Here is a 26683-nt window from a genome sequence, read left to right as displayed (position 1 = left end):
TCGATTTGACCGACTTAATGGGCATGAGTTCCTAGTAGAACTAATCTTTTGGTGGCGCTGGTGCTAAGACTTCTCGGTTACCGTTATGACCCGGCGCACTTACAATACCTTGAGCTTCAAGTTGCTCGACAATACGTGCAGCACGATTGTAACCGATCTTGAATCGACGCTGTACGCCAGAGACCGAACCACGACGTGAATGAACAACGTGTTCTACTACTTGATCAAACAGAGGATCAACCTCTTCATCACCTTCCATCTTCTCGCCCGGAAGCAAGGTTTCAGGAGTTTGTTCACCGTTGGTGATTTCATCAATATAGTTTGGCTTACCACGCGCCTTCCAGTTATTCACCACCGCGTGTACATCATCATCCGATGCAAAAGCACCGTGAACACGGATGGTATGACTAGAGCCCGGCGGTAAGTAAAGCATATCACCCATACCAAGTAGCGACTCTGCACCACCTTGGTCAAGAATGGTTCGAGAGTCGGTTTTGGTTGATACGGTAAAGGCAACACGCGTTGGAATGTTGGCTTTAATTAGACCGGTAATTACGTCTACCGATGGACGTTGAGTCGCAAGAATCAAGTGAACACCCGCCGCACGTGCTTTTTGTGCCAAACGCGCAATCAGTTCTTCAACCTTCTTACCGACCACCATGATTAGGTCGGCAAATTCATCGACGATAACCACGATGTAAGGCAGCTTCTCTAGCAATGGCGCTTCTGGATCCATGCTATCGCCCGGTTTCCATAATGGATCATGGATTGGGTGACCCGCATCAGCGGCCATCTTAAGCTTATCGTTGTAGCCTTTAATGTTACGAACGCCTAACGCTGACATTAGCTTGTAACGACGTTCCATTTCGCCTACACACCAACGAAGGGCATTCGACGCATCTTTCATGTCAGTAACGACTTCAGATAGTAGGTGAGGAATACCCTCATAAACTGATAACTCAAGCATTTTCGGGTCAATCATGATGAAGCGAACATCTTCTGGAGATGCTTTATATAGCATACTCAAGATCATCACGTTCACACCTACCGACTTACCTGAACCAGTCGTACCCGCAACAAGAACGTGCGGCATTTTCGACAGGTCAGCAATCACCGCTTCACCTGCGATATCTTGCCCTAGAACCACTGTCGTTGGCGATTTCGCTTCTTGGAACTGAGTGCTGCCCACAACATCTGAGAAGAATACCGTTTGACGACTCATGTTCGGCAGTTCTAGACCCACATAAGGTTTTCCTGGAATAACTTCAACCACACGTACTGCTAATGCAGACAGTGAACGAGCCAAGTCCATAGAAAGGCCAGAGATACGGCTTACTTTCACACCTGGAGCCAAATCCAACTCAAATCGAGTGATCACTGGACCTGGGAAAATATCGACGACGTCGGCTTTAATTTTGTAATCCGCAAGTTTCGACTCAACCAAACGAGCAATCGCTTCTAGTGCATCACGGTCAATGAATGTTTCACGCTTTTCAGGGTGGAACAACAGCTCAAGCGTTGGTAGAGGTTCTGCAGGCTTCGGTAAGTTAACATCTTGTTGAACCAAGAACGGGTTCTGTGCCGCCGCCATATTGGCTTGCGCTTCAGAGACAATGCTTTGGAATGCTTCTACGTCTTTATCTTGGTTCAGAGGCTCATCTTCTGTCACCTCTTCCCAAGGAAGATCAATCGCTGACTCTAGGCTTTGTTCTGTTGGCTGTGAATCTTCTTCTTGGTAAGAGAAAGGTTCAAATTGCTCATCAGCTAATTCTTCATCAGCTTGATCGGCTTCAGTCTGTTGCGCTGCAGGAGCGAAAACCTGTTCGTCACTCTGATCTTCAACTGCATCAAACGGTGAAGCTTGTGCAGAGAAATCTTCTTGTATTGTTTCTTCTGGCTCACCCATTGGTGAAGCATATAGAGATTCAGGCTGAACCTCTTCAGCATCGAATTCACTCGTTACTTCTGGCGAGCTATTGATTTCTGGTTCTGCACTTTCAAGATCCGTATCTGTAGGAGTAACGTCTTGTTGCTCATTCTGCATGTATTGCTGATACGCGACCTGAGATTCATGCGCATCAACCTGCTCTTGCTCAGCAAGGTCATCTTCATACATAGCGGCGTTTTCTAGCTGCTCGATAGTGGCATTGAGCTGCTTAGAACGTTCAACACCTTCTTCTAAAGGCTCTTCTGGTGCTTGGTAAACCGGCGCTACAGGGATCGGCTCAGGTTCAACTTGAGGTTGAATTTGAGGCTCAGCTTGAGCTGAAGCATCTTGTTTCGCAGGTGCCTCAACGGGCATGTGAATATTGTAATGGCGCTTCGGTGTCGCAGCGCTCTCTAGCGCACTTGCAGTCGTATCTGACGAATCATTAGTCGCAGAGAAGCTCAGTGCAGGATCAAGCGGGTCTTGCTCTGTTGAGTATTTGTTGTCTTCTATAGCAGGAACGTCGCGGTAAGTAGGCTCTTGGTGACGTTCTTCGATTAAATCGCGGTCAGCTGATTCTCTTAACTGAGGCTCAAGCAACTCTTGGTCTTGGCCACGCGCTTTGTTTACAACTGACGTGAACAGTTTGATCGCACGTTCACCCAACCATTCAACAATGCTTAACCAAGAAATACCCGTAAGTAGAGTAAAACCAGCACCCCATAAGAAAAGAAGAACTAACGTACTGCCAAGAACATTTAGAGTTGGAAGTGCAAGGCTAGTTAATACATCACCCACCACACCACCTGATGAGAAGTACCAGATGTCGTCAAAGTTGATATCCGCTAGACCACAACTAGTCAGAATAAGGACAGTAAGGCCAAGTAAGCGAGTACCCCAAAGCATAAAGTCGATCTGTTCATCTTCATTACGCTTGCGGAACAATACCCACGCTGCAACCGTGACTAGGATAGGCAGAGGGTAAGCCAAAGAACCAAATACAAAGAACAGCGTATCCGCTAACCATGCACCTAGGTAACCACCGGCATTCTGAATGTCCCCCCCCCACGCCGTTTGCGACCATGATGGGTCTGCAGGGCTAAAGGTTAATAACGCAACGGCAAGTAGAATAGAGAAGAGAACACCCAAAATCAGGCTGCACTCTTTGAGACGTTGAGAGCCATTCAAACGAGGAGACTGAGGCTCTTCACTCGTTTTAATGATTGTTTCTACTTTATTACTGCTCTGCTTGAACATAAACCAACTTAATAATTAAACGGGATAAAAACATAGCGAGCGGCACACGCCGCTCGTTTCAATGAAACTACTGTTGATTTAACCATATCAAACCAAAAAACCCAATTCCAGAAAGCAAGAAAGCGGAACAAAAGTCCGCTTTCTTTCATTTCACCAATTGTGATTAACGAGTTTTAATCACAAGTTGATTAGTTTGTTTCACTTCTTCCATTACAACGTAGGTACGAGTGTCGTTTACGCCTGGTAGACGCAGTAACGTATCACCCAGTAACTTACGGTAAGCACCCATATCCGATACACGTGTTTTTAGAAGATAGTCAAAATCACCCGACACTAAATGACACTCTTGGATGTCATCAAGTTTCTGAACAGCGGTGTTGAATTGTTCGAACACATCTGGCGCACCACGGTTCAAAGTAATTTCAACAAACACTAAAAGTGAAGCATCAAGGTACTGTGGGTTCAGCAACGCTGTGTACCCAGTAATGTAACCTTGACGTTCTAAACGACGAACACGCTCAAGACATGGAGTTGGAGAAAGTCCTACTCGTTTTGAGAGTTCAACGTTTGAGATACGACCGTCTTTTTGCAACTCATTAAGAATGTTGCGGTCAATACGATCTAGTTCCTTGGACGGCTTCTTATAATTGTCTGCCATTTTTTATTCCACCTTATTACTTCCTTGCAAAAAAATATACTACAACTTTTTAATATTCAGTATCAAATTTTATCTGAACATATCTATACTAGATATTAATTCGACAGAATTACCCTACACATAGATAAAACAACCAAAATAAAATGAGGAGTCAGGATGATCATTGGCGTACCTAAGGAAATCAAAAACCACGAATACCGCGTTGGTATGACCCCAGCTAGCGTGAGAGAACTAATCTCACACGGCCACCAAGTTTTTGTAGAAACCAATGCCGGTACTGGTATCGGTTTTTCAGACGATGATTACATCGCTGTAGGCGCATCCATTCTTCCTACTGCTGCTGACGTTTTCGCGAAAGCAGAGATGATTGTAAAGGTTAAAGAACCTCAAGCTGTCGAGCGAGCTATGCTTCGCGAAGGGCAAATATTATTTACCTATTTACACCTTGCACCAGATTTTCCACAAACTGAAGAGCTGATCAAGAGCAAAGCTGTCTGCGTAGCCTATGAGACTGTAACAGATAATATGGGTCGCTTGCCACTATTAGCACCAATGTCTGAAGTCGCTGGTCGCATGTCTATTCAAGCAGGTGCACAAACATTAGAGAAATCTAACGGTGGTTGTGGTCTTCTTCTTGGTGGCGTTCCTGGCGTTGAACCAGCAAAAGTTGTTGTTGTTGGCGGCGGTGTTGTAGGTGCTAACGCAGCACGTATGGCTGTTGGTCTTCGCGCAGATGTTACAATTCTTGACCGTAACGTAGATACACTTCGTCGCCTTGACGAAGAATTCCAAGGTCGCGCAAAAGTGGTTTATTCTACTGAAGACGCTATCGAGAAGCATGTTCTAGAAGCAGACCTAGTGATTGGTGCAGTACTAATCCCAGGTGCAGCGGCTCCAAAACTTGTGACAAAAGATCACATCGCTAAGATGAAGCCAGGTTCAGCTGTTGTTGACGTTGCAATCGACCAAGGTGGTTGTTTCGAAACTTCACACGCTACAACGCACGCAGCCCCAACTTACATCGTTGACGATGTCGTTCACTACTGTGTTGCTAACATGCCAGGTGCCGTTGCTCGTACTTCAACTTACGCACTAAACAATGCAACACTTCCTTACATTGTTAAGCTAGCGAACAAAGGCTACCGCGAAGCACTTCTATCTGATAAAGGCTTCCTAGAAGGTCTAAACGTAATCCACGGTAAAGTGACTTGTAAAGAAGTTGCAGAGAGCTTTGACCTAGAATACGTAGACCCAGCAGAAGCTATCGCAATGTTTAACTAATCATGTAGTGACTAACTGAGCGTAAATTTTCTCGTTGAAGCGTTCAGTTACAACACACATTAAAAAAGCCAGTCCGACATTTGTCGAACTGGCTTTTTTGTATCTATAGCACTATCACTCGTGAACTATGATCAACAGCTTGTCTTATACTCGTGAGATTTATCAGCCGCTCTTAACACCATGAATCAACAGATTTCGTGGCGTGACACTGCGTTCACAAAACTCTTCGATGCTTGCCTCATAGCCTTGCTCTTTCAGGTAAAGAGCGCGATCCAAAGCTAGCCATATCTCCAATGGTCGCCTGAAAACTTGCTGAACTAAGCTCAGCTTCTCCATTTCCCAGAAAAGTTTCTCTCCTTGAGCAAAATAGAATTCAAAATCCATATCCGAACCAAGTGGTAACTCTTTCACTTCAGAAGCCCACAGACAAAACGATTCAAACCCTTCAGATAATTCTGATTTTTTGATGCTCGGTACTGGGATGTATTCATCGATGTTTAGTTCAGACTTAAGTAGTTGGCTAAAACCCAAACGATAGCTCATCTCTAACTGACGATGTCGCTTTACTCTTTCACCACCAGTAACCGTTTCTTGAAGTGGGATTCGTAAATCACTCTTGCTCAATGTTAAAGCCGAGCTTTTCGCAACCGAAGACATTGGTTGATAGTTTTCTTCACGAATAAGGTGATAACAACAAGGAGAGATAGTGACTGCTGGTAGACCATGTGACACAGATTTTTTAACCAACTCAACATGAAGGTCACCACAGGCATGCAGTGCCACAGCGTGTTGATTTGGATTAAATACCTCATCTGCACTTTCAGAAAACGCATCACCTTGAACAAACGTCATTTCTAAACGTTGTGCATCTGCAATCTTTTGCCCGCTTTCGCACAGCGATTGCTGCCACTCGAAACTGGTCACCTTTTGCTTAGATTGTTGAGATAAGATTCGACCAAGGAAGCCCTTTCCAGAACACCACTCCAGCCACTCTTTGCCATGATGATGTTCAAGCGAAGCCTCGCCCATCGAAACAATCTGTTGTAGCTTTCTTCCCGGAATACCATCTTCGGTACCTCGTGGAAGTGTTAACCCTTTAAGTGCTGTGGTAGTGAACTGAATGCTTTGATTCGCTTCCTCTAATTCGGGAAGAAAACCAATAAGCTCTTCTACCAACACTTGAGGCTGCTCTTTTAGAATCTGAATACTCTCAATACTCAAGCTATCCAACCAATCGACAAGCGGGCGATTCACATCAAACCAAGGTTGTTGCTGGGTTTGGCATAGGTGAAAAGGCTCTGAACGCCAGTAAACCTGGTGCTCAAGCAGAAATGAATCGAGTGTTTTAAATCGTGAATGCATGCTTCCCCCTATGGTGCGAGGATTGTAGGGGTAACAAACGGAAATGGAAAGGCTCGATATAAAAGAGAGCAGTAAAGAGAGTTCGAAATCAGAAAGAGAAACGGCCTGTAGATACAGGCCGAATAAGAATATAGATTTGCACGATGAGATTAACGAACAGGTAACTCGATATCTTTAAACATCTCTTCAATCTCTTCATTAGATTTCAAAGAAATAGCCTGCTCAACAACAGGACGAGTTAAGTGCGGTGCAAAGCGCTCCATGAAATCAAACATGTAAGAACGCAGGAAAGTGCCCTTTCTAAAGCCGATGCTTGTCGTGCTCGCACCAAATAGGTGGCTTGCATCAATGGCAACCAAATCGGTATCTTGCTCATGGTCAATCGCCATACTCGCGATAACACCAACACCAATGCCCATACGAACATAAGTTTTGATTACATCGGCATCCGTTGCTGTAAATACCACGCGTGGTGTTAGACCCACTTTGTTAAATGCTGTATCAAGCTCAGAACGGCCAGTAAAACCGAATACGTAGGTCACTAGAGAGTAAGCAGCAAGATCTTCAATGGTAATATTTTGCTTTTGAGCGAGAGGGTGATCTTTGGTTACTACGATTGAGCGGTTCCAGTGGTAACAAGGCAGCATGATCGCGTCTTGGTAAAGATGAAGTGCTTCAGTCGCAATCGCAAAGTTTGCAGTCCCTTTCGCCACGGCCTCAGACATTTGGCTCGGTGTACCTTGGTGCATGTGAAGTGAAACTTTAGGGTAACGTGCTGTGAAACCTTTAATCACATCAGGAAGTGCGTAACGTGCTTGGGTATGAGTCGTTGAAATGTTCAATGTACCCATCTCAGGATGAGTATGCTCACCCGCTACCGCTTTAATACTTTCAACACGAGCTAAAATCTCTTGAGAGATACGAATGATATCCTCGCCAGCTTGAGTCACCTGTGTTAAGTGCTTGCCGCTTCGCTCAAAGATCTGAATACCCAGCTCATCCTCAAGCAATCTAACCTGCTTACTGATGCCTGGCTGAGATGTGTATAAACTCTCTGCGGTCGCAGAAACATTTAGGTTATGGTTTACAACCTCAACAATGTACTTCAGTTGCTGTAACTTCATATCTAACCTCGTAATCCTTTACTCATTTCTGTGCTAACTTATTTGCAAAGAGAGCGTTATAGTCTCGTGTAATATAATTAATAGTTATAACGCTTCAAGCACAAAAATGACAGAAAAATTGAGCTTTTATAGCTTAACAAACAAAAACATCACTAACACTTTGCAACCCACTCCTCATTCTCATACATTAATTGGTAAATTTTGATTGCCGATTGCGCTCAACAAGAGATAATCAGAAATTGCAATTTACGAGTGCCGATACATAATGGAATCGTGTATCCTCTCCAGTTAGCTATAGAAAACAACAAGCAGACACAAATATATGAATATTGGTTTAATAATCGCCTTAGTAGCCGTTCTTTTGGTGTTGGTTTTAGGCTACAACATCATGCTTCAATACAAAGTTAAGGTAGAAACAGCGAAGAAACAGGAAGCTTCTCGTTATCTAACCATTATTGACGGAACTGAAGAGCTGATTGGCAATGCTCACCATATGCCGTTTAGCCAAGATCTTCTTGTATGCTTAAATAATCGAATTCTTGATGCATTAGAAAACATGTATCAGCTCGACCCTAAAAATAAGCAACTCGCTCAACGTATCGAAAGCGTAAAGCAGCAAATCACTCAGCTTAAAGAGAACTACCAAGGTGGCGAAAGTACAGCTTTCCGCGTGCCAAGCAGTGATAAGCAAGCGATCATGATGCTTAAGCTAGTCAAACGCCTTCGCGATACAGTTCGTAATGAACACAACAAAGGTCGTTTTGAAACCCAAGCTTATGTGGTTGAGAACGCTCGTCTTGAGACAATTCAAATTCGCATTAACATCGAGAACGTTATCAAACGTGCAAACGACTCAATTTCACGCGGCCAACCAGGCACAGCGATTCAGTTACTGCGTAAAGGTATTGATGCGTTAGCAACCAAAAACGACTCATACTCTAATCAAGCAAAAGAGAAGCTTCAGCAGATGCTTAACGACCTTGATCAGAAGCGCCAAGATAAAAACGCGCAAGATTTGCAACAGATGGAATCTAAAGAGCGTGACGACGATATGGATGCCCTATTCGGTCAGAAGAAGAAATGGTAATCGTCTAACCCAAACAAGAAAAGGCCGCCTTATTTACTTAAATAGGCGGCCTTAATTATATGGTCCGCCTCACTCTCAAGCCCTTAAGCTTAGAGTAGGCTCTCAGAATGAGGTGAACCATATGTCTTCTATTCATATTTTAGGTATCGACCTAGGTAAACATTGCTTCCATGCTATCGCACATAACCGTTGTGGAGTGGAGGTGCTTCGTCGTAAATTTAATCGTAACCAACTCTTAATCTTTCTTAGTAAAATAGAACCAACAACTATTGCTTTCGAAGCCTGTGGCGGTGCTCATTGGCTTGCTCGAAAGTGTGGTGAACTTGGTCATCAACCCCGACTTATTCCTCCTCAGTATGTAAAGCCTTATGTCAAAGGCAATAAAAACGATTTCATCGATGCTTCAGCGATCGCAGAGGCTGCGGGTCGACCGACCATGAGGTTTGTAGCTGTAAAAAGTGAAGAGGCTCAAGTCATCGCAGCGATTCATCGAGTCAGAGATAGTTATATCAAGGAGAGAACTGCCACTATGTCGCGGATCGGCGCGATCTTACTTGAGTTCGGCCTTAGCTTTCCCAAAGGGCATGCAAAGATGAAGTCTCTGTTTCAATGGTTAGCTGAACAAACCGTCTCATTACCAAAAAGCTTGCTATGTGAATTGATATCTATCCACGAACATTACAAGTACCTTAATGAACAAATCAAAACTCAAGATAACAAGCTTCAAACTATTGTTAATAACAATGAAAGTGCTCAATTATTAAAAACTATCCCTGGAATTGGCGATCTTACCTCCACATTGTGTATAGCCGATGTAAGCTCTCCGAATAACTTTACCAATGGCCGTGAGATGGCGGCTTGGTTGGGGCTTGTGCCAAGGCAATTCTCAACGGGAGGAAAGACCAAACTACTTGGTATGAGTAAACGAGGGAATAAACACCTCAGAACTCTGTTTGTCCATGGGGCAAGGGCTGTACTCTCTAGACTAGAGACGACAGGGAAAGTGTTCGGAGAGTGGCTTGCGAACCTACGAGCCACCAAACCATTTAATGTAGTGGTAGTCGCATTAGCCAACAAGCTAGTGAGGATAGCTTGGGCGGTGTTATACCACCGCCAAGCTTTTAAGGCTGTTTAGCTATAACCAAGTTTGCAACGCCAATGAACGTGATGACAAAAACGGTCAATCGGCCAGATTAAGAACCTGACACAAAAAATAGCAATCAATGCTTTGGGCTTTTTAAGGATAATCTGGCGCGGATATCATCGTGGAGCTGGGAAGCTAGTGCTCCCAACAAGGACTCCGAATACATTAGCGCAAACCAACTCCGTTATTACTTAATTGTAGTTGCAATAACGGGGCGGACCATACATTTTTGTACCTAGTTAATTTCCTTTCTCTGTATAGGGAGATCTAGTGAGCTGTGATAAAATCCCGCATTATCAACAAACTTGCCCCGACCATGTATCAAGAACTATTAGCTCCAATTCACTCCTTTCTTAAAGCTGAAACGCCAGATTCATGGATCGATGAAGCCAAAAAGCCAGAAAACCTTCACATCATTCTTCGTGATCACATGCTTTGTGAGCTAAAAGCAGCTCAAAACGCTCTGTTCCTTATCCGCAAGTACGCGGTTGATAAAGAAAGCGCCAAGCAACTGAATGAGTGGATCTTGCCATACGAGCAGTTTGCTTACCGCCGTATTGGAGATCTAGAGTCACTTCGTGGTAAGAGCAACGTATCAAAGCAAATCACAGCGAAAGAAGGCTGTAATTACGGTGCTGACCTTATCGACAAAATGGTTCTACTGATTAAAGAAGAATTGCACCATTTCTATCAAGTGATGGAATTGATGGAAAAGAAAGGCGTGACTTACCAACCGATTGAAGCGGGTCGTTACGCGAAAGGATTGATCAAGCAAGTTAAAACTTACGAGCCAGACGCGCTAGTTGATAAGCTGATCATCGGTGCGTTTATTGAAGCTCGTTCTTGTGAACGCTTCGCTAAATTAGCTCCTTTCTTAGAAGAAGACATGGCGAAGTTTTACGTGTCTCTACTTCGCTCAGAAGCCCGTCATTATCAAGATTACCTTGAGCTAGCAGAGCAGATCGCTGGTAAAGATATCTCTGAACGTATCGCACACTTTGCTCAAGTGGAAGCTGACCTGATTACTTCAGAAGACAGTGACTTTAAATTCCATAGTGGTGCACCGGTTTAAGTTAAACCAGTCTAGTACAAATGAGTTCTGTTTATCGCAAACAAGAAGGCCAGCAACTTGCTGGCCTTCTTTATTCGTATCATTAGCTTAGAAAAGAAACTTAAGCCAGAGTACCGTTAATCTCAGCAAGAACCGCTGCAGGGTCTATAGCTTGAGTAATTGGACGACCGATAACAAGGTAGTCAGAACCCGACTCAATCGCTTTAGAAGGCGTCATGATACGCTTCTGGTCACCAACATCGGCACCCACAGGACGAATACCTGGAGTCACTAGTTTGAACTCCTGACCAAGTGCACCTTTCAACAATGAAGCCTCTTGTGCTGAACATACCACACCGTCTAGACCAGAGTTTTTAGTAAGAGAAGCCAAGCGCATTACTTGCTGTTGTGGCTCCAGGTCTAAACCGATACCTGCTAGATCAGACTGCTCCATACTGGTTAGTACTGTCACACCGATAAGCAGCGGACGATCTTTACCATACGGTTCTAAGATTTCACGAGAAGCCGTCATCATACGCTCACCGCCACTTGCGTGTACGTTCACCATCCATACACCAAGCTCAGCAGCAGCACGCACTGCTTTTGAACATGTGTTAGGGATGTCGTGGAATTTAAGGTCTAAGAATACTGAGAAACCACGCTTATGTAATTCACGAACAAACTCAGGGCCAAACAAGGTAAACATCTCTTTACCGACTTTTAAGCGGCAAGATGCTGGGTCAATACGATCAACGAAGGCTAACGCATCCGCTTGGTTGTCATAATCCAAGGCTACAATGATTTTTTGGTCGTTCATTTCATCTCCTAACGCAGTTAACTTTCTACAAAATATTTACTCACCTACACATAGCAGGTGATAAATAACAGTCATAAAAATGCAGCCCGAAAGCTGCAATTAAAAATTTGGTCTTAAAATGACCACAAATCTATTCACCATCAAGCCCACGAATAGGCTTGATCGTCCCCCACCCTTTACATGAAGGACAGTGCCAATACATTGAGTGTGTTGAGAAACCACACTGGCGGCAACGGTAATGAGGCTTAACTTTAAGCTGCTCACCAACCATGGATTGAAGCGTGGTTAAGCTATCTTTCGCTCGACCTTCTTCTGCTTCTGCTAGGTGGTAATCGATTAATCGATAAAAACCTTTCATGGTTGGGTTTTTAACAAGTTGCTTGGTCAGTAGTTCTTGAGCAGAGCCAACATCTTCATGGTGAGCAACCAATTGAGCAAGCATCAGTTCCGCAGATACGCCAGCTTTCTTCTGGATACACGCTTTAAGGAATTCGACCAGTTGAGCTTCTTGTCCAAGCTTGTGGTAACACTCAGCAAGTGTTGGCAACACTTCACTAATGAAGTCGATATCTTGCTCAAGTACCGATTCAAGACAATCGATGGTCTTTTGGTAATCTTCGTTCGCTAAATGGAACTTACCTAAAGCAATACTAGCACGAACACATTTAGGGTCCTCAGACAGAGCTTTCTTGAAGTGTTGAAGTGCCTTAGAGCGGTTACCGTCGGCTTGTTCTTGCATCGCAAGCTCACACCAGAAATGCGCGACTGTGGCACGCATCTTCATTTTCTTCTTACCGAGTTTAACTAAGATATTTCCGTAATGGATCGCTTTGTTCCACTCACGTGTTTGCTGATAAATAGCAACCAACTGTTGCAGTGCACCCTCTTTATGGTCGGGTTCTTCTACAAGCTGTTCAAAGATTTTTTCGGCGCGATCAAGAAAGCCAGAGACCATATAGTCTTTAGCTAATTGTTGCAATGCGAGGTTTTTCTGATCGAGAGTTAATCCCGAACGAGAGATAAGATTTTGGTGAATGCGAATCGCGCGGTCGACTTCGCCTCTTGAACGGAACAAGTTGCCCAAAGCCAAGTGAGTATCGATGGTTTCATTGTCTACTTGAAGTAGCTCGATGAAGTGATCAACCGCCTTGTCAGATTGGTCTGACAGTAATAGGTTCAAACCCGTCACGTATTGACGGGAGATCTGGTGTGATTGTTTTTGTTTTTCTTGCTGAGCGTTACGATTACCCATATACCAACCATAAGCGGCTGCGATAGGCAAAAGTAAGAACAGTAACTCTAACATCAAATATAGCCTTTAAGCTTTAGTATCAGCAGCGACCTGCTTTGATTGCTTATTGAGTTGCTTCTTCAAGCGATGAATTTTTAGCTGAGACCGCATGTGCATGTTACCAAAGACTAACCAAGCAAGGCCAAAGCCAGAAACGAATACAACACCTAATAAACTTGATAGGTGGAAGTCACCTTGTGCAAGCAGATAGTTGAAATTCACAGTTGTTTGGTTTTGAGAGCCTAAAGCCAGTGCAATTAGGAAAAGTGCGATAACGGCGACTATTTTTATAATTTTCATAGTTCATCACTCATTGGTTGGTTAGCTGTACGATTATGCAGGAAAATTACTAATCAGACCACCATATTATGGTCATAAAAAAGCGGCATACATTATAGTATGCCGCTTTTCTTAATTCCGATAAGTAGACTACATTCCTGAGTTTACTCGTTCACGCAGCTCTTTACCTGGTTTGAAGTGAGGAACGTATTTACCTTCTAACTCTACTTTGTCACCAGTCTTTGGGTTACGTCCAACACGAGGCTCACGATAATGCAGAGAAAAGCTGCCAAAACCGCGAATTTCGATTCGATCACCACTTTCTAGTGTTGAAGCCATATGCTCTAAAATGTCTTTTACAGCGTCTTCAATTTCTTTTGCAGAAAGATGCGTTTGCTCAGCGCACAGTCTTTCAATCAATTCAGACTTAGTCATAGTTACCCTCGTTGGTTTTCTTTTTAGAAATTATAGACCTATCGGAAAAATAAGCAAAAAAAAAGGAGCCTTACGGCTCCTTTCTTAGCGAAAAATTAAATTATTCGCCTTTAGCAGCTTTGAATGCGTCTGCCATTGCGTTACCGAACGCGCCTTCTTCAGACTTGTTCAGTGAAGCCATTGCTTCTTGCTCATCAGCTTCATCTTTAGCTTTGATAGATAGGTTGATTACGCGGTTCTTACGGTCTACACCAGTGAACTTCGCTTCAACGCTGTCGCCAACGCTTAGGATTAGAGATGCATCTTCGATACGATCGCGAGAAACTTCAGAAGCGCGGATGTAACCTTCAACGCCTTCGATTAGCTCGATAGTAGCGCCTTTCGCGTCAACTGCAGTAACAGTACCGTTTACAAGAACACCTTTCTTGTTGTCAGCAACGTATGCGTTGAACGGGTCGTTTTCCATTTGCTTAACGCCAAGAGAAATACGCTCACGCTCTGCATCTACTGCTAGAACAACTGCTGAGATTTCGTCGCCTTTCTTGTACTCACGTACAGCGTCTTCGCCAGCAACATTCCAAGAAATGTCAGATAGGTGTACAAGACCGTCGATACCGCCTTCTAGACCGATGAAGATACCAAAGTCAGTGATAGACTTGATCTTACCAGTAACTTTGTCGCCCTTAGCTTGCATTTCTGCAAATGACTGCCATGGGTTAGCTTTACACTGTTTCAGACCTAGAGAGATACGACGACGTTCTTCGTCGATATCAAGAACCATAACCTCAACTTCGTCGCCAACATTAACAACTTTAGAAGGGTGGATGTTCTTGTTAGTCCAATCCATTTCAGAAACGTGTACTAGACCTTCAACGCCTTCTTCGATTTCAACGAAGCAGCCGTAGTCAGTTAGGTTAGTAACACGACCAGAAAGCTTGTGACCTTCTGGGTAACGCTTAGCGATTGCTACCCATGGATCTTCGCCTAGTTGCTTAAGACCTAGTGAAACACGAGTGCGCTCACGATCGAACTTAAGAACTTTAACTAGGATTTCGTCACCAACGTTAACGATCTCTGATGGGTGCTTAACGCGCTTCCAAGCCATATCTGTGATATGTAGAAGACCGTCAACACCGCCAAGGTCAACGAATGCACCGTAGTCAGTAAGGTTCTTAACGATACCTTTAACTTCAGTACCTTCTTGTAGAGTTTCAAGAAGTTCGTCACGCTCAACACTGTTTTCAGATTCGATAACAGCACGACGAGAAACAACAACGTTGTTACGCTTCTGGTCTAGCTTGATTACTTTGAACTCTAGCTCTTTGTTTTCTAGGTGAGCAGTGTCACGGATAGGACGTACGTCTACTAGAGAACCTGGAAGGAAAGCACGGATACCGTTAAGTTCAACAGTGAAACCGCCTTTAACTTTACCGTTGATGATACCAACAACAGTTTCAGCTTCTTCGCAAGCTTTCTCAAGTACGATCCAAGCTTCGTGGCGCTTAGCTTTCTCACGAGAAAGTTGAGTCTCACCGAAACCATCTTCAACAGCGTCTAGAGCTACGTCTACTTCAGCACCAACTTCAACTTCAAGTTCGCCAGCAGCGTTCTTGAATTGTTCAGCAGGGATAGCAGATTCAGACTTAAGACCAGCGTCTACAAGAACGAAACCGTTCTCGATAGCTACTACAGTACCTTTAACGATGCTGCCTTGTTGGAATTCTGTTTCGTTTAGAAACTCTTCAAAGAGTTGAGCAAAAGATTCAGTCATTATTTAATCTTCAATAATTAAACGTCCATGGGTATCCTACCGCATGGGGTTGATAAATTCGCCGGTCATCATCCTTGCGACCAACGTTCTTGCCAGCCGGGTAGAATTACCCAGCTAGTTTCGATTCAATATAGTGTAGTGCTTTTTCTACTACCTGCTCAATATTCATTGAGGTGGAATCAAGCACTAGAGCATCCTCTGCAGGGCGAAGTGGCGCCACTGGGCGATTACGATCTCGGTCGTCTCGCTCTTGGATCTCGCTCAAAAGGTCGTCAAATTTAACATCTAACCCCTTCTGTTGCAACTGTTTAAGGCGGCGACTCGCACGCTCTTCTGCACTTGCATCTAAAAATATTTTTGCTTCAGCTTCAGGGAACACAACCGTTCCCATGTCACGGCCATCAGCCACTAGGCCAGGCGCTGCGCTGAATGCACGCTGACGACGAAGCAGAGCTTCACGAACGCGAGGTAAAGCCGCTACTTTCGAGGCCGCCATGCCAGTCTCTTCTTTACGAAGTTCACCCGACACGTCTTCGCCTTCTAAGATAACCTTAACTAGGTCGCCTTCAGCAATAAACTGCACGTCTAAGTGAGTTGCAAGAGGTACTAAAGCGTCTTCTGATTCAGTATCTACACCGTGATGAATTGCCGCTAATGCCAGTACGCGATAGATCGCACCTGAGTCTAGAAGATGAAAGCCTAGCTTATCTGCTAGCAACATACACAGGGTACCTTTACCTGCACCACTTGGTCCATCAACCGTAATCACTGGGCTTTGAGAAGGCATCTTTTACTCCACGTTTTGTCGTAAGTTTTATTCTGTACTAGCGATTCGCCACTACTTTATAGGCGGCATATTATAGAGAAAAATTGGAAGTCGAGCGAGGTAAATCTCAGATAATTCAGAGTTGATGATGCATTGACGAATGCAACCGACTCAATATCCACTAGCTTAGGTCAATAAGACACGCAAACATTTTCTATCGGCATAAAAAAGCCTCGCAATAAGCAAGGCTCATGATTTTGCACTTCATAGCGCAAAGAAGTGTTCGCTCAAAGACGCTTAACCAATGATGGCGCGAACCGCTTCTAGGTCTTCAGGGGTATCGACACCCGCTGCAGGCGCTTCAACCGCAACGTCAACGTGGATCTTCTCTCCGTACCAAAGTACGCGAAGTTGCTCTAGGCACTCAATGCGTTCCAAAGTACTTGGTTCCCAATTGATGTACGTATTGATGAAACCCGCTCGGTAAGCGTAGATACCAATATGACGAAGCAAAGGAGATTCCGCAGCTGTACCGTTGTTCGCGTAAGCATCGCGATCCCAAGGAATCGTCGCACGACTAAAATACAGTGCGTAACCGTCTTTATCCGTCACGACTTTTACAGCGTTAGGATTAAACACTTCATCAGCGTGAGTAATTTCTACGCCTAACGTTGCCATTGGTGCGGTGCTGTTTGCGAGGTTATTCGCCACTTGATTAATAATGGCAGGCGGGATAAGTGGCTCATCACCTTGAACATTCACTATGATGTGGTCATCAGGAATCTTCATTACCTCAATCACTTCAGCTAAGCGCTCAGTACCTGATTCATGATTCGGTGATGTCATACAAACGGTTGCACCAAATGCTTTCGCCGCTTTTTCAACTCGAGCGTCATCGGTAGCGATAATAACGTTATCAGCACCTGCCTTCATTGACTGTTCGTATACCCATTGAATCATCGGCTTGCCGCCAATGTCAGCCAAAGGCTTACCTGGCAAACGGCTCGATTGGTATCTTGCCGGTATAACAACCGTGTAAGACATTATTTGCCCTCGTCCATTGAAAGAGTGCGAGCTTCAGGTTCAAGAAGAACAGGAATACCCTCTTTGATTGGGTAAGCTAAGCGATCGATTTTACAAACAAGCTCTTGCTTATCCTTGTCATAAGTTAGTTTACCTTTACATACAGGGCAAGCAACGATCTCAAGCAGACGGTGATCCATAGTATTCCATAACCTCATTTATTCTTTTTAAAATTTGCTGTTGCGAACCTTCATCGAACTGTGCAGAAACTGGAAGATACCACCAGTTATCTTGAGCATATTCTCCGCATTTAACAGCGTCTTTTTCTGTCATAATCATATTCATACCTTTCTTTGCTAAGGCATGAAGTTCATCTTTATCAAAATCCTGATGATCGGCGAAGCCTTGTGTGAAAACCACATCACCAGCAAGATCATCTAATGTTTTAAAAAAGCGTGGCGGATGACCTATTCCTGCAAAAGCCACCAGCTTTGGTAATTCAGCAACCGATACTTTCTGACCAGTTTTTAGATTGACTGCTTGGCTTGGTAGCAAAGACATTGAGAGCTCTCGCCCTTGCGCCTTTCCGCCATTGTTAATCAAAAAATCAACATCATCTAAACGTGATACTGGCTCTCGTAATGGACCGAGGGGAATCAGGCTCTCATTACCGAAACGTCTTGCACCGTCAATAACTGAAAATTCAATGTCGCGTTCAAGTGCATAATGCTGTAACCCATCATCAGTGATAATGACATTAACACCTTCACTCAGCAAAGCCTTTACGGCATTCGCACGTACAGGGTCAACCGCAACAGGGCAACCGGTTCGCTTGCGAATCAAACGAGGCTCATCACCCGAATGTTCGGCTGGTGTATTTTCGTCTAGCACAAGTGGATAGTTTGGCGCTTTAGCTCCATAACCTCGAGACACCACACCAGGTTTAAAGCCATTGGCTTGCAGCATCTCAACCAACCAGATCACAACGGGTGTTTTACCGTTCCCACCAGCGGTTATGTTGCCAACAACAATCACTGGCAGAGGTGGTCGATAGGTCTCTTTTTTACCAGAAAGGTACGCATCACGACGTTGACTACTGATCATTTTGAACAGCTGACTCAGTGGCCACAGAAGTGGCCAAAGTAGATATTTCAACGGATGATTGTTAAACCAAATCTTTTCGATCACAACAACGACCTAATCTTATCCGCTGAACTGAATTCGGTGCAGCTGCGCGTACGCACCGTCATGTTCAATAAGTTCTGCGTGTGCGCCTCTTTCTACAATTTGGCCATCATCAACCACTAAGATCTCATCGGCTTGCTCGATAGTCGATAGACGGTGAGCAATCACCAACACAGTCTTATCTTTTTGTAGTTCTTCCAATGCAGACTGAATCGCTCTCTCTGATTCAGTATCCAATGCAGACGTCGCCTCATCAAGAATCAGCACAGGTGCATCTCTTAATAGAGCACGTGCAATTGCAATACGCTGTCGTTGACCGCCAGAAAGGCTCGCGCCATTTTCACCAACAACGGTATCGATGCCATTTTCCATGCCTTCAATAAACTCACTTGCATGAGCAAGTTTAGCCGCATGTTCAATCTGTTCGCGAGTATATTGCTCTTCTGCGGCATACGCGATGTTGTTCGCGACCGTATCGTTAAACAGGTGAACATTTTGAGAAACCAGAGCAAAATGCTCACGTAGGTTTCTCAGTTCATAATCGCGAATGTCGTGCCCATCCAATTCGATAGAGCCCGAATCTACGTCATAGAAACGAGTAAACAGGTTAGCAATAGTACTCTTACCCGAGCCTGAACGGCCGACAAGTGCGACCGTCTTACCTTTCGGTATATTAAAGCTGACCTTATCGAGAGCAGGTTTCTCTGCACCATCATAAGTAAACGTCACATCTTTGACAGCAACCTCACCAGTCACCGTTTTAGGCTTCAACGTACCTGTGTTTTGCTCAGTATCTAGATCCATCAAACCAAACAGAGTTGTGCTAGCTGCCATACCGCGTTGGAATTCAGACGTTACGTTCGTTAGCGCTTTTAGTGGACGCATTAAACCAAACATTGCTGAGAACACAACCGTGAACGTACCTGGCGTTAGCTCAGCCTTGATAGAATCAACACTCGCAAGCACAAGAACCACCACAATCGCCACTGAAGCGATCATTTGAATGATCGGGTTCGCAGCTGCTTGTGCCGTTACTAGCTTCATGCTTTGTTGACGCATCTGGTTACTCACTTTGTCAAAGCGGTGTTTTTCTAGATCCTGACCACCGTAAGTGAGAACCACCTTGTGGCCTTTCAACATTTGTTCAGCTGAAGAAGCAACGTGACCCATGCTGGTTTGCATATTTTTAGAAATCTTTCTAAATCGCTTCGATACGATGCTGATCGCCCACGCAACAAGGGGAGCAACCGCAAATAGAACCAAAGACAACTGCCAGCTGTTCCAGAACATCAATGTTAGCAAACCAATAATACTTGCACCTTCACGTACAATGCTTACTAGCGCTTTGCTTGTTGCGGCAGACACTTGCTCTGAATCGTAAGTAATTCGAGATAACAGCGCACCCGTCTGTTCTTTATCGAAGAAAGAAACAGGCATATGCATGAAATGACTGAAAATTTTTCGACGAATTTCCATAACCACATTGCCAGAAACCCAGCTCAAGCAATAGGTTGAGACGAAACCACTGACACCACGAATGAACATCATGGCAAAGATAATGATTGGAAGCGTGCGTAAAAAGTCAGATTCAGCATTACCAAAGCCTTCATCAAGTAACGGCTTTAGTAAGGAAATCATATAGGTATCAGAGACGGCATTTATAATAAGCGCAATAACCGCAACACCAAGGCCAGCCTTATATAGTCGAATATAAGTCCAAAGTCTTTTAAACGTGACCCAGGTAGTTTCATCTGTTTGTGTTGACATAGAATCGCTTAATTTTCTCACAATAATCTGTCTATTCTACTCCCTTACGGAGCATCTGCCTATACCACTGCCTGCCTTGTTCCTCTCTAATCGTATGATATTGCCAACCTTCTTGGGTGAGAGTGATGGTTATTTGTCCGCTTTCTCCTGTATCAAGCCAGGTGCTCCCCACTTCTTGATAACGTGCAATCACCGATTCGCTCGGCATTCCCCATTGATTTCCTTTGCCTAGAGAAGCTATCGACAACTGAGGTGACACAGCCTCAATAAACGGCTTAATCGATGACGAATCGCTACCATGATGCGGAACCAACATGGCATAACTTTTAAGTCGTTCACCTTGACGAGCAAGTAACCACTCACTTACTAGTTCGATATCACCCGTTAACAGCATCGAAAACCCTGAGTTTGACTCATATATTCTGACAACACAAGAGTGCGGGTTATATGCCCTCTTCACTTGTTTGGGAGGCCACAGCACCTCAAACTTAATGCCCTGCCAGTTCCAAGCCTCTCCAATAGTACATGCTTGAATATTAGACTGAGCTTGAGTGATAGGTTGAGTTTGTAGGCTAATGTTCTGACTGGTTCTTATCCACTTAGGATCGTAACTGTCAAGTAATGCGGGATAGCCACCAGCATGGTCTGAATCAAAGTGGCTGATTATCACACCTTCGATATCTCTTATGCCTCTACTATTTAATGTAGGGATCAACAAAGATTCGACAATCGACCCACCCGGCCATGCATTACCAAGGTCATAAACCACAACTTGATTGTTCTTTTCTAAAACCAAAGACAGTCCGTGTCCAACATCCAAGATATCAATGGTGAAACTATCTGATTTGGATTCGTTAAGTTCCCACCACAATATAAATACAGAGACTGTTAATATTGATAACTTCGATTGGATGTATCGGCTGACAAAACCGAAAAACACGATCAGGAATACAATTAGCTCACTCGTGTGGTTGTCCACCTGAATCCAAAACTGTTCAGAGAAAGGGAGACTAAAAACCAAAGGTTCCAGTGATAAATCAACCAGCTTCCACAACTTAAAAGCGAAACCATGAGTTAAAGTATTCGATCCAAACAAAAATTCGGAGAACAAGCTCAAAAACATCGCCAGAAACAGCAATGGAATCGTAACTATCGACACCCAAGGCAGCAACAGCAGGTTATAGAAAACAGAGACCAGACTCACCCCTTGGAAAAACAACATCGAAAAAGGAGCAATTAGTAACGTCAACAGGAACTGTATCTTTATGAGCTTGAATACTCGGCCGACAAAGGTGGGGCTTGCAGAAGATGAGATGTTGTTCAAAGCAATGTAGAGCACCGCGCCTAACGCACCAAAGGATAGCCAAAAGCTACTCGATAATGCTGAAAATGGCCAAATCAACAAAACCACACACAAGCTCAATGCCACATAGCGAATCAAACTGATACTTTGGCCACGCCACAAAAAGTAACTCGCGAGAACACACATCACCAGAGCTCTGAGTGTAGGCAAAGTAAATCCTGCAAACCAACTGTAGAAATAGGCCAAACCAAGACCAAATAGCGTGGGTAACCAGAGCAGTGAAGGAGAAATCAATCGGACGACCTTCCCCAATTGATAACCAATGCCAAAAGCAATCCCAATATGGAGCCCTGAAATAGCCATCAAGTGAATTAACCCGCTACTTTTAAGCAAGTCCCATCGCTGAGGGTGAATGAGTTCTCGATAACCAAAGCTCAGTGCCACAATAAGATCGGTGTTGGCCAGCCTATTTAGCCTTTGTAGGCTGCTCTCAAACCACTGAGAGCGCAAGTTGGTGCTAGAGTGAATCCGATATCCAGTACCTGCTCGGTAAGTGACATTAGCCACAACCCCCTCACTGAACAGATACTTTTCCAGATCAAAGCCCGCCTCGTTGAGCTTGCCCCAAACGGGCTTTATTGAAGCCGACAAATAAACTTCATCTCCGAGCGTCAACTTGAAAGGCGTAAACAACCGCAATTTTATCAATTGAGGAAAGATTAATTTTTCGCCGCCAATTGTTCTGACTACTATTACGCTTTCAAAACCGTGGCTATTTTCACTAAAAAGGCTAACAACCGACGCATTTATGGTAGTATTCTGCCCTGATTGGAATAATCGATTCGTTTGTATTTCAATTGCATTCCCTAGGCAGATAACTAGTATCAATGCTGTTACTGGACCTCTTGCACTCCGGAAAACGCTATACTTTATTGATGCTATCAGTAACAACAGTATCAATGGTGCCCAAACCCGATGTGGCATCACAGGCCAAAAGCTGGCAGACACAACTGTCGCAGCGAATGAAATCAAGAACCAAGTGTTAAACAAGAGAGTAGCTTCCTCCTATGCCAAGAAAGTTTATCAAACGATTTATGCCTGACCATGAGCTCATCAAGCGTCAGAAAGCATTGAAAGTTTTTGGCAATGTTTTGTACAACCCCAACTTATGGTGCCTTAATCGTCGCTCTGCGGCTGGCGCGTTTGCTGTTGGGTTATTCATGGCGTTTGTCCCTCTACCAAGTCAAATGATTATGTCTGCAGGCCTCGCTGTCGCATGCGGCGTTAATCTACCCTTGTCTGTCGCTCTTGTTTGGATCAGCAACCCGGTCACCATGCCTGTACTCTTCTACTTTGCGTATAAAGTCGGGGCGTTTGTGATGCATGTGCCACCTCAAGCCTTTCACTTCGAGTTGTCTTGGGACTTTATCTTGGCGCAAATGAGCACGATAGGACCTCCGTTCCTACTAGGTTGTCTGATTTGTGGCGTGGTTTCAGCGATGATTGGCTACTTTGGTATTCGCGGCTTATGGCGTTACTCAGTAGTGAGAAGCTGGAAGAAACGAAAAGCAAGGTACTAAGCGACCTACTCTGTTTTTAGATCTACCCTTGTATCCGATCCGAGTAAAACGGAAACAAGAAGAAATCAGATGAACAGCTTACCTCTGCAACAATGGCATGTAAGAAAAGTCGTAAGAAATGCAATTTGAATTCAATAAAAAAGGATCCCATCGGGGATCCTTTTTTGCATCTAGAGAAAGACAATTTATTTGTTATTAGAAGCGAATGTTATATAGAGCTACCATTATTTAGAACTTAACACCGAGGCAGGGTTCAACTTCGCTGCTCGCGATGCTGGGTACCATGTCGCCAATAAACTTAAAACAATCGCAGTACCGGACACGACAATAACATCCGTCATGTTCAGCTGTGATGGCAGGAAGTCGACAAAGTAGATATCGCCCGATAGGAACTGATGGTCGATCAACTTCTCAAGCCCTTTTATAATCGTGGTTAGATTAAGGGCGACTAAAACACCAAATGCACTACCAACTAAGCTACCTAACACTCCCGAGAATACGCCCTGCCAAACAAAGATGCGTTTTACCAATCCATCAGATGCGCCCATGGTTCGTAGTATCGCTATCTCTGATGCTCTGTCTTTTACTGCCATCATCAAAGTCGAGACAATATTGAAACAAGCCACACCGATTACTAGCACCATAACTAGGTACATGATGGTGCGAACCAGCTGAATATCTCGGTATAAGAAACCAAACTTCTGTTGCCAACTGCGCAGATACACATACACATCTAGCTGATTGCCGACTTCACGCACAATCGAGTTGGCATTCAGTACATCGGTTACTTTCAAAGAAACACCTGTCACCGCTTCACCTAGGTTTGCGTAAACCTGAGCATCACCAAGAGGGATCAAAGCCAAGCTGTGATCAATCTGGCCATTAAGAGTCAGCAGACCAACCACTTTGACTCGAACTCGTTTTGGCGCTTGAACCTTCACCGTACCGTTCACAGTTGGAATCATCAGGGTTAGGTAATCACCGACTTTAGCGCCGAGCACATTCGCAACACCGGAGCCTAAGATGATCTGCTGTTGCCCTGCTTTAAATTCACTCCAAGCTTGTTTATCGATAAAGTTAGACAGGCTTGATACTTCTTGCTCACGCTTAGGATCAACACCGCGCACTTCAATCGCTTTCAGCTCTTTGCCCTTTTCAGCAAGCGCCGTAATTTTCACATAAGGCGCTGCTGCCACAACCTTGTCGTGTTTCTCTGACTGTTCAATCACATGTTCCCAGCGAGTGACTGGTTCATTCACGCCCTCAAACTCACCGTGTGGAATAACAGAAAGCACACGCGATTCAAGCTCACGTTCGAAACCATTCATGGCCGACAAACCAATAATGATCACCGCAACACCAACCGCAATGCCAATTGTCGAAGACAAAGAGATGAACGACACCATCTTGTCTCGTTGTTTGGCTCGACTAAAGCGGCCGCCTATCAATAGAGATAAAGAAGAAAACACTTAGCCCTCCTCTTTTTCTACGTTAACCAACAAACCATCTTGCATGTGCAGTTGACGATCCATCTTGCCAGCGAGCTCACCATCATGGGTTACCACCAAGAAAGCAGTATCGTATTCACGGTTGAGCTCACGCATTAAGTCGTATATAGAAAGCGCAGTGTTATGATCAAGGTTACCCGTCGGTTCATCAGCTAAAACTAAAGCTGGTTTATTTACCAATGCACGAGCAATTGCCACACGCTGTCTTTCACCACCAGAAAGTTCAGAAGGTCGATGATCAACACGATGACTCAGCCCGACTTTATCAAGTAACAGTTGTGCTTCTTGTTTTGCTTTCGCAGGTTTCTCGCCGCCGATAAGTAACGGCATAGCTACGTTTTCTAGTGCAGAAAAATCAGAAAGCAGATGGTGGAATTGATAAACAAAACCAAGGTGCTGGTTGCGCAGCTTAGCTTGCTTGTTCGAACTTAAAGACGCTAAATCTTGACCAAGAAAACTCACACTGCCCGCAGAGGCATCATCTAAAGCGCCTAATATATGCAGTAGCGTACTTTTACCTGAACCAGAGGTACCGATGATCGAGACCAGTTCCCCTTTCTCAATGTCAAAGCTAACACCTTTAAGGACTTCGGTATCCAACGAGCCTTCACGGTACGTTTTACGGATATCATTACATTGAAGAAAATTACTCATAACGAAGGGCCTCAGCAGGTTTCACAGACGATGCACGATAAGAAGGGAAAACAGTGGCAATCAAGCTAAGTGCAATAGCCAGAACCACAACAACTGCGATTTGAATTGGGTTAATCATTATTGGCAGTTGACCACCAAACGAGAACAGAGCAACACCCATCGCCTCTAAGATAGTATTCAAGTTCATGGCCAAGACAACGCCTAACACGCCACCTGAGAGCGCACCAATCACGCCGCTACTTGCACCTTGAACCATAAAGATACCCATTACTTGACCATCAGTCATACCTTGGGTTTTAAGAATCGCAACTTCAGATTGCTTCTCCATCACCACCATAATCAGTGCAGAGATAATATTGAATGCAGCAACACCGATGATCAGCCCAAGCATCAAGCCCATCATGTTTTTCTCCATGCGCACGGCTTGGAACAGCTCGCCGCGTTGGTCACGCCAATCACTCCACAACCAGCCATCTGGCAACAGTTGATTTGATAGCTCCGCGACTTCAAACGGGTCATCAAAAAACAATCGCCAGCCTGAAATGGTGTCTGACTTGTAACGCATCAAACGCCCTGCATCTTGAATGTTGCTTACCATGAGCTGAGCATCAATATCCGAACCCGTGTTAAAGATACCGGCTACGGTGAAATTTCGTTGGCTTGGAATACGCCCTAATGGTGTGTATTGACTCGCGCTGGTCACCATTAGACGAACTTTATCGCCCATGGATACTTTCAAGTTTCTCGCCAAAGTATGACCAAGGAACAGCTGATATTGCCCTGCTTTGAGTGAAGATAAGCGACCTGCAATTAAGTGGTCCTGAAGAGGGTCATCGGAATTTGGCTCGATACCTATCAAAAGACCAGCCGACAATTGAGCCGGGCTCTGAATCACCGCCTCACTACGTACAATCGGTTCGACGTGGCCATTAAGCGAGATCTGTTCTGCGAAGCTTGGGGCTTTTTCAGAAAGTGAGGTCGTGCCCCCTTGCTCGTAGACCACAGCCTGAGGCAGAACGCCGAGAATTCGGTCTTTTAATTGCGCTTCGAATCCATTCATTACCGATAAAACAGTAATCAAAGACAGCACACCAATGGTGATACCTGCCGTCGACATGTAAGAAACAAAACGGCTAAAGCGATCACCTGAACGGCCTTTCAAATAACGCAGGCCAACAAACATTGAAATAGGATGAAACATACTTTGAACCATCAAAAAGGGATGCGGGTTAATGTAACGGGTATTGCTGTTACTGTGTAGGGGTTAATTGAAAATATAGAGTGAATTAACTCAATTAGTTAGGCTTCAAAAACAGAACCTTGTCAAATAGCGATATTTCAAACAACTATTTGAGACTTTCAATTAACTGACCTTGATTACTGCGGCCACATAGCGATAATCAATAGATCACT

The 26683-nt window shown here is 44.4% G+C and carries 23 protein-coding genes; 5 read left to right on the top strand and 18 right to left on the bottom strand.

Annotated features, from left to right (window positions below; genetic code table 11):
- Positions 1-40 precede the first annotated feature (40 nt).
- Positions 41-3184, bottom strand: a complete 3144-nt coding sequence (locus OCV12_RS05370) for a DNA translocase FtsK 4TM domain-containing protein (RefSeq protein WP_261885541.1) — start codon at positions 3182-3184, stop codon at positions 41-43.
- Between the two features lie 163 nt (positions 3185-3347).
- Entirely contained in the window at positions 3348-3842 is a 495-nt protein-coding gene (gene lrp, locus OCV12_RS05365; protein ID WP_004734558.1) for a leucine-responsive transcriptional regulator Lrp, read from the bottom strand.
- A gap of 156 nt (positions 3843-3998) precedes the next feature.
- On the opposite strand from lrp, the gene ald reads away from it, so the two are divergent.
- A complete protein-coding gene (ald, locus tag OCV12_RS05360) occupies positions 3999-5123 on the top strand; it encodes an alanine dehydrogenase (protein WP_261885540.1) in 1125 nt (374 codons plus the stop codon).
- Positions 5124-5285: 162 nt separating this feature from the next.
- On the opposite strand, the gene OCV12_RS05355 is transcribed toward ald, so the two are convergent.
- Positions 5286-6485, bottom strand: a complete 1200-nt coding sequence (locus tag OCV12_RS05355; protein WP_261885539.1) for a methyltransferase — start codon at positions 6483-6485, stop codon at positions 5286-5288.
- Positions 6486-6634: 149 nt separating this feature from the next.
- Positions 6635-7609 (bottom strand): HTH-type transcriptional regulator CysB, encoded by a 975-nt coding sequence (cysB, locus tag OCV12_RS05350; protein WP_004741986.1) that lies wholly within the window; start codon positions 7607-7609, stop codon positions 6635-6637.
- Between the two features lie 322 nt (positions 7610-7931).
- On the opposite strand from cysB, the gene OCV12_RS05345 reads away from it, so the two are divergent.
- The 3 genes from OCV12_RS05345 to miaE all read left to right on the top strand — a co-directional run bounded on the left by OCV12_RS05345 (position 7932) and on the right by miaE (position 10912).
- Complete coding sequence (locus OCV12_RS05345) at positions 7932-8696, top strand: hypothetical protein (protein WP_017629879.1); 765 nt, start codon at positions 7932-7934, stop codon at positions 8694-8696.
- Positions 8697-8817: 121 nt separating this feature from the next.
- Complete coding sequence (locus tag OCV12_RS05340; protein WP_261885538.1) at positions 8818-9831, top strand: IS110 family RNA-guided transposase; 1014 nt, start codon at positions 8818-8820, stop codon at positions 9829-9831.
- Between the two features lie 286 nt (positions 9832-10117).
- Positions 10118-10912, top strand: a complete 795-nt coding sequence (gene miaE, locus OCV12_RS05335; protein ID WP_315972795.1) for a tRNA isopentenyl-2-thiomethyl-A-37 hydroxylase MiaE — start codon at positions 10118-10120, stop codon at positions 10910-10912.
- A gap of 100 nt (positions 10913-11012) precedes the next feature.
- On the opposite strand, the gene pyrF is transcribed toward miaE, so the two are convergent.
- The 11 genes from pyrF to OCV12_RS05280 all read right to left on the bottom strand — a co-directional run bounded on the left by pyrF (position 11013) and on the right by OCV12_RS05280 (position 22578).
- Positions 11013-11708, bottom strand: coding sequence for an orotidine-5'-phosphate decarboxylase (gene pyrF, locus OCV12_RS05330; protein ID WP_017078954.1), 696 nt, complete (start codon positions 11706-11708; stop codon positions 11013-11015).
- A gap of 130 nt (positions 11709-11838) precedes the next feature.
- Positions 11839-13014 carry a lipopolysaccharide assembly protein LapB gene (gene lapB, locus OCV12_RS05325; protein ID WP_016769333.1) on the bottom strand — a complete coding sequence of 392 codons (1176 nt, stop codon included), beginning with the start codon at positions 13012-13014 and terminating at the stop codon, positions 11839-11841.
- Positions 13015-13026: 12 nt separating this feature from the next.
- Entirely contained in the window at positions 13027-13299 is a 273-nt protein-coding gene (locus tag OCV12_RS05320) for a LapA family protein (protein ID WP_010439925.1), read from the bottom strand.
- A 129-nt stretch (positions 13300-13428) separates the two neighbouring features.
- Positions 13429-13713, bottom strand: a complete 285-nt coding sequence (ihfB, locus tag OCV12_RS05315) for an integration host factor subunit beta (protein WP_017060238.1) — start codon at positions 13711-13713, stop codon at positions 13429-13431.
- A 100-nt stretch (positions 13714-13813) separates the two neighbouring features.
- Positions 13814-15484 (bottom strand): 30S ribosomal protein S1, encoded by a 1671-nt coding sequence (rpsA, locus tag OCV12_RS05310; RefSeq protein WP_061031784.1) that lies wholly within the window; start codon positions 15482-15484, stop codon positions 13814-13816.
- Positions 15485-15590: 106 nt separating this feature from the next.
- Positions 15591-16271, bottom strand: a complete 681-nt coding sequence (gene cmk / locus OCV12_RS05305) for a (d)CMP kinase (RefSeq protein WP_017060237.1) — start codon at positions 16269-16271, stop codon at positions 15591-15593.
- A 276-nt stretch (positions 16272-16547) separates the two neighbouring features.
- A complete protein-coding gene (gene kdsB, locus OCV12_RS05300) occupies positions 16548-17294 on the bottom strand; it encodes a 3-deoxy-manno-octulosonate cytidylyltransferase (RefSeq protein ID WP_017086094.1) in 747 nt (248 codons plus the stop codon).
- Entirely contained in the window at positions 17294-17473 is a 180-nt protein-coding gene (locus OCV12_RS05295) for a Trm112 family protein (RefSeq protein ID WP_176681649.1), read from the bottom strand. Before OCV12_RS05295 ends, kdsB begins: the two co-directional genes overlap by 1 nt.
- Positions 17454-18461 carry a tetraacyldisaccharide 4'-kinase gene (gene lpxK / locus OCV12_RS05290; RefSeq protein ID WP_261885537.1) on the bottom strand — a complete coding sequence of 336 codons (1008 nt, stop codon included), beginning with the start codon at positions 18459-18461 and terminating at the stop codon, positions 17454-17456. The genes OCV12_RS05295 and lpxK overlap by 20 nt, the downstream gene beginning before the upstream one ends.
- Positions 18462-18476: 15 nt before the next feature.
- Positions 18477-20225 (bottom strand): lipid A ABC transporter ATP-binding protein/permease MsbA, encoded by a 1749-nt coding sequence (gene msbA / locus OCV12_RS05285; protein ID WP_261885536.1) that lies wholly within the window; start codon positions 20223-20225, stop codon positions 18477-18479.
- 31 nt (positions 20226-20256) lie between these two features.
- Positions 20257-22578 carry a DNA internalization-related competence protein ComEC/Rec2 gene (locus tag OCV12_RS05280; RefSeq protein ID WP_261885535.1) on the bottom strand — a complete coding sequence of 774 codons (2322 nt, stop codon included), beginning with the start codon at positions 22576-22578 and terminating at the stop codon, positions 20257-20259.
- Positions 22579-22595: 17 nt separating this feature from the next.
- Here OCV12_RS05280 and OCV12_RS05275 point away from each other — a divergent pair, with 17 nt between their 5' ends.
- A complete protein-coding gene (locus OCV12_RS05275; protein ID WP_017631697.1) occupies positions 22596-23108 on the top strand; it encodes a DUF2062 domain-containing protein in 513 nt (170 codons plus the stop codon).
- A 224-nt stretch (positions 23109-23332) separates the two neighbouring features.
- On the opposite strand, the gene lolE is transcribed toward OCV12_RS05275, so the two are convergent.
- From lolE to lolC, 3 genes are read right to left on the bottom strand one after another with little or no spacing between them, the layout of a single operon-like run.
- On the bottom strand, positions 23333-24577 hold the full coding sequence (lolE, locus tag OCV12_RS05270) for a lipoprotein-releasing ABC transporter permease subunit LolE (protein WP_261885534.1): 1245 nt from the start codon (positions 24575-24577) through the stop codon (positions 23333-23335).
- The gene (gene lolD / locus OCV12_RS05265) at positions 24578-25270 is read right to left on the bottom strand and encodes a lipoprotein-releasing ABC transporter ATP-binding protein LolD (RefSeq protein WP_261885533.1); all 693 of its coding nucleotides are present in this window, start codon (positions 25268-25270) and stop codon (positions 24578-24580) included.
- Entirely contained in the window at positions 25263-26471 is a 1209-nt protein-coding gene (gene lolC / locus OCV12_RS05260) for a lipoprotein-releasing ABC transporter permease subunit LolC (RefSeq protein WP_261885532.1), read from the bottom strand. Before lolC ends, lolD begins: the two co-directional genes overlap by 8 nt.
- Positions 26472-26683: the final 212 nt, after the last annotated feature.

It is taken from the genome of Vibrio pomeroyi (assembly GCF_024347595.1).
Lineage (GTDB): Bacteria > Pseudomonadota > Gammaproteobacteria > Enterobacterales > Vibrionaceae > Vibrio > Vibrio pomeroyi.
Note: the sequence above shows the minus strand (reverse complement) of the source record. Positions and strands in the feature narration are given on the sequence as shown.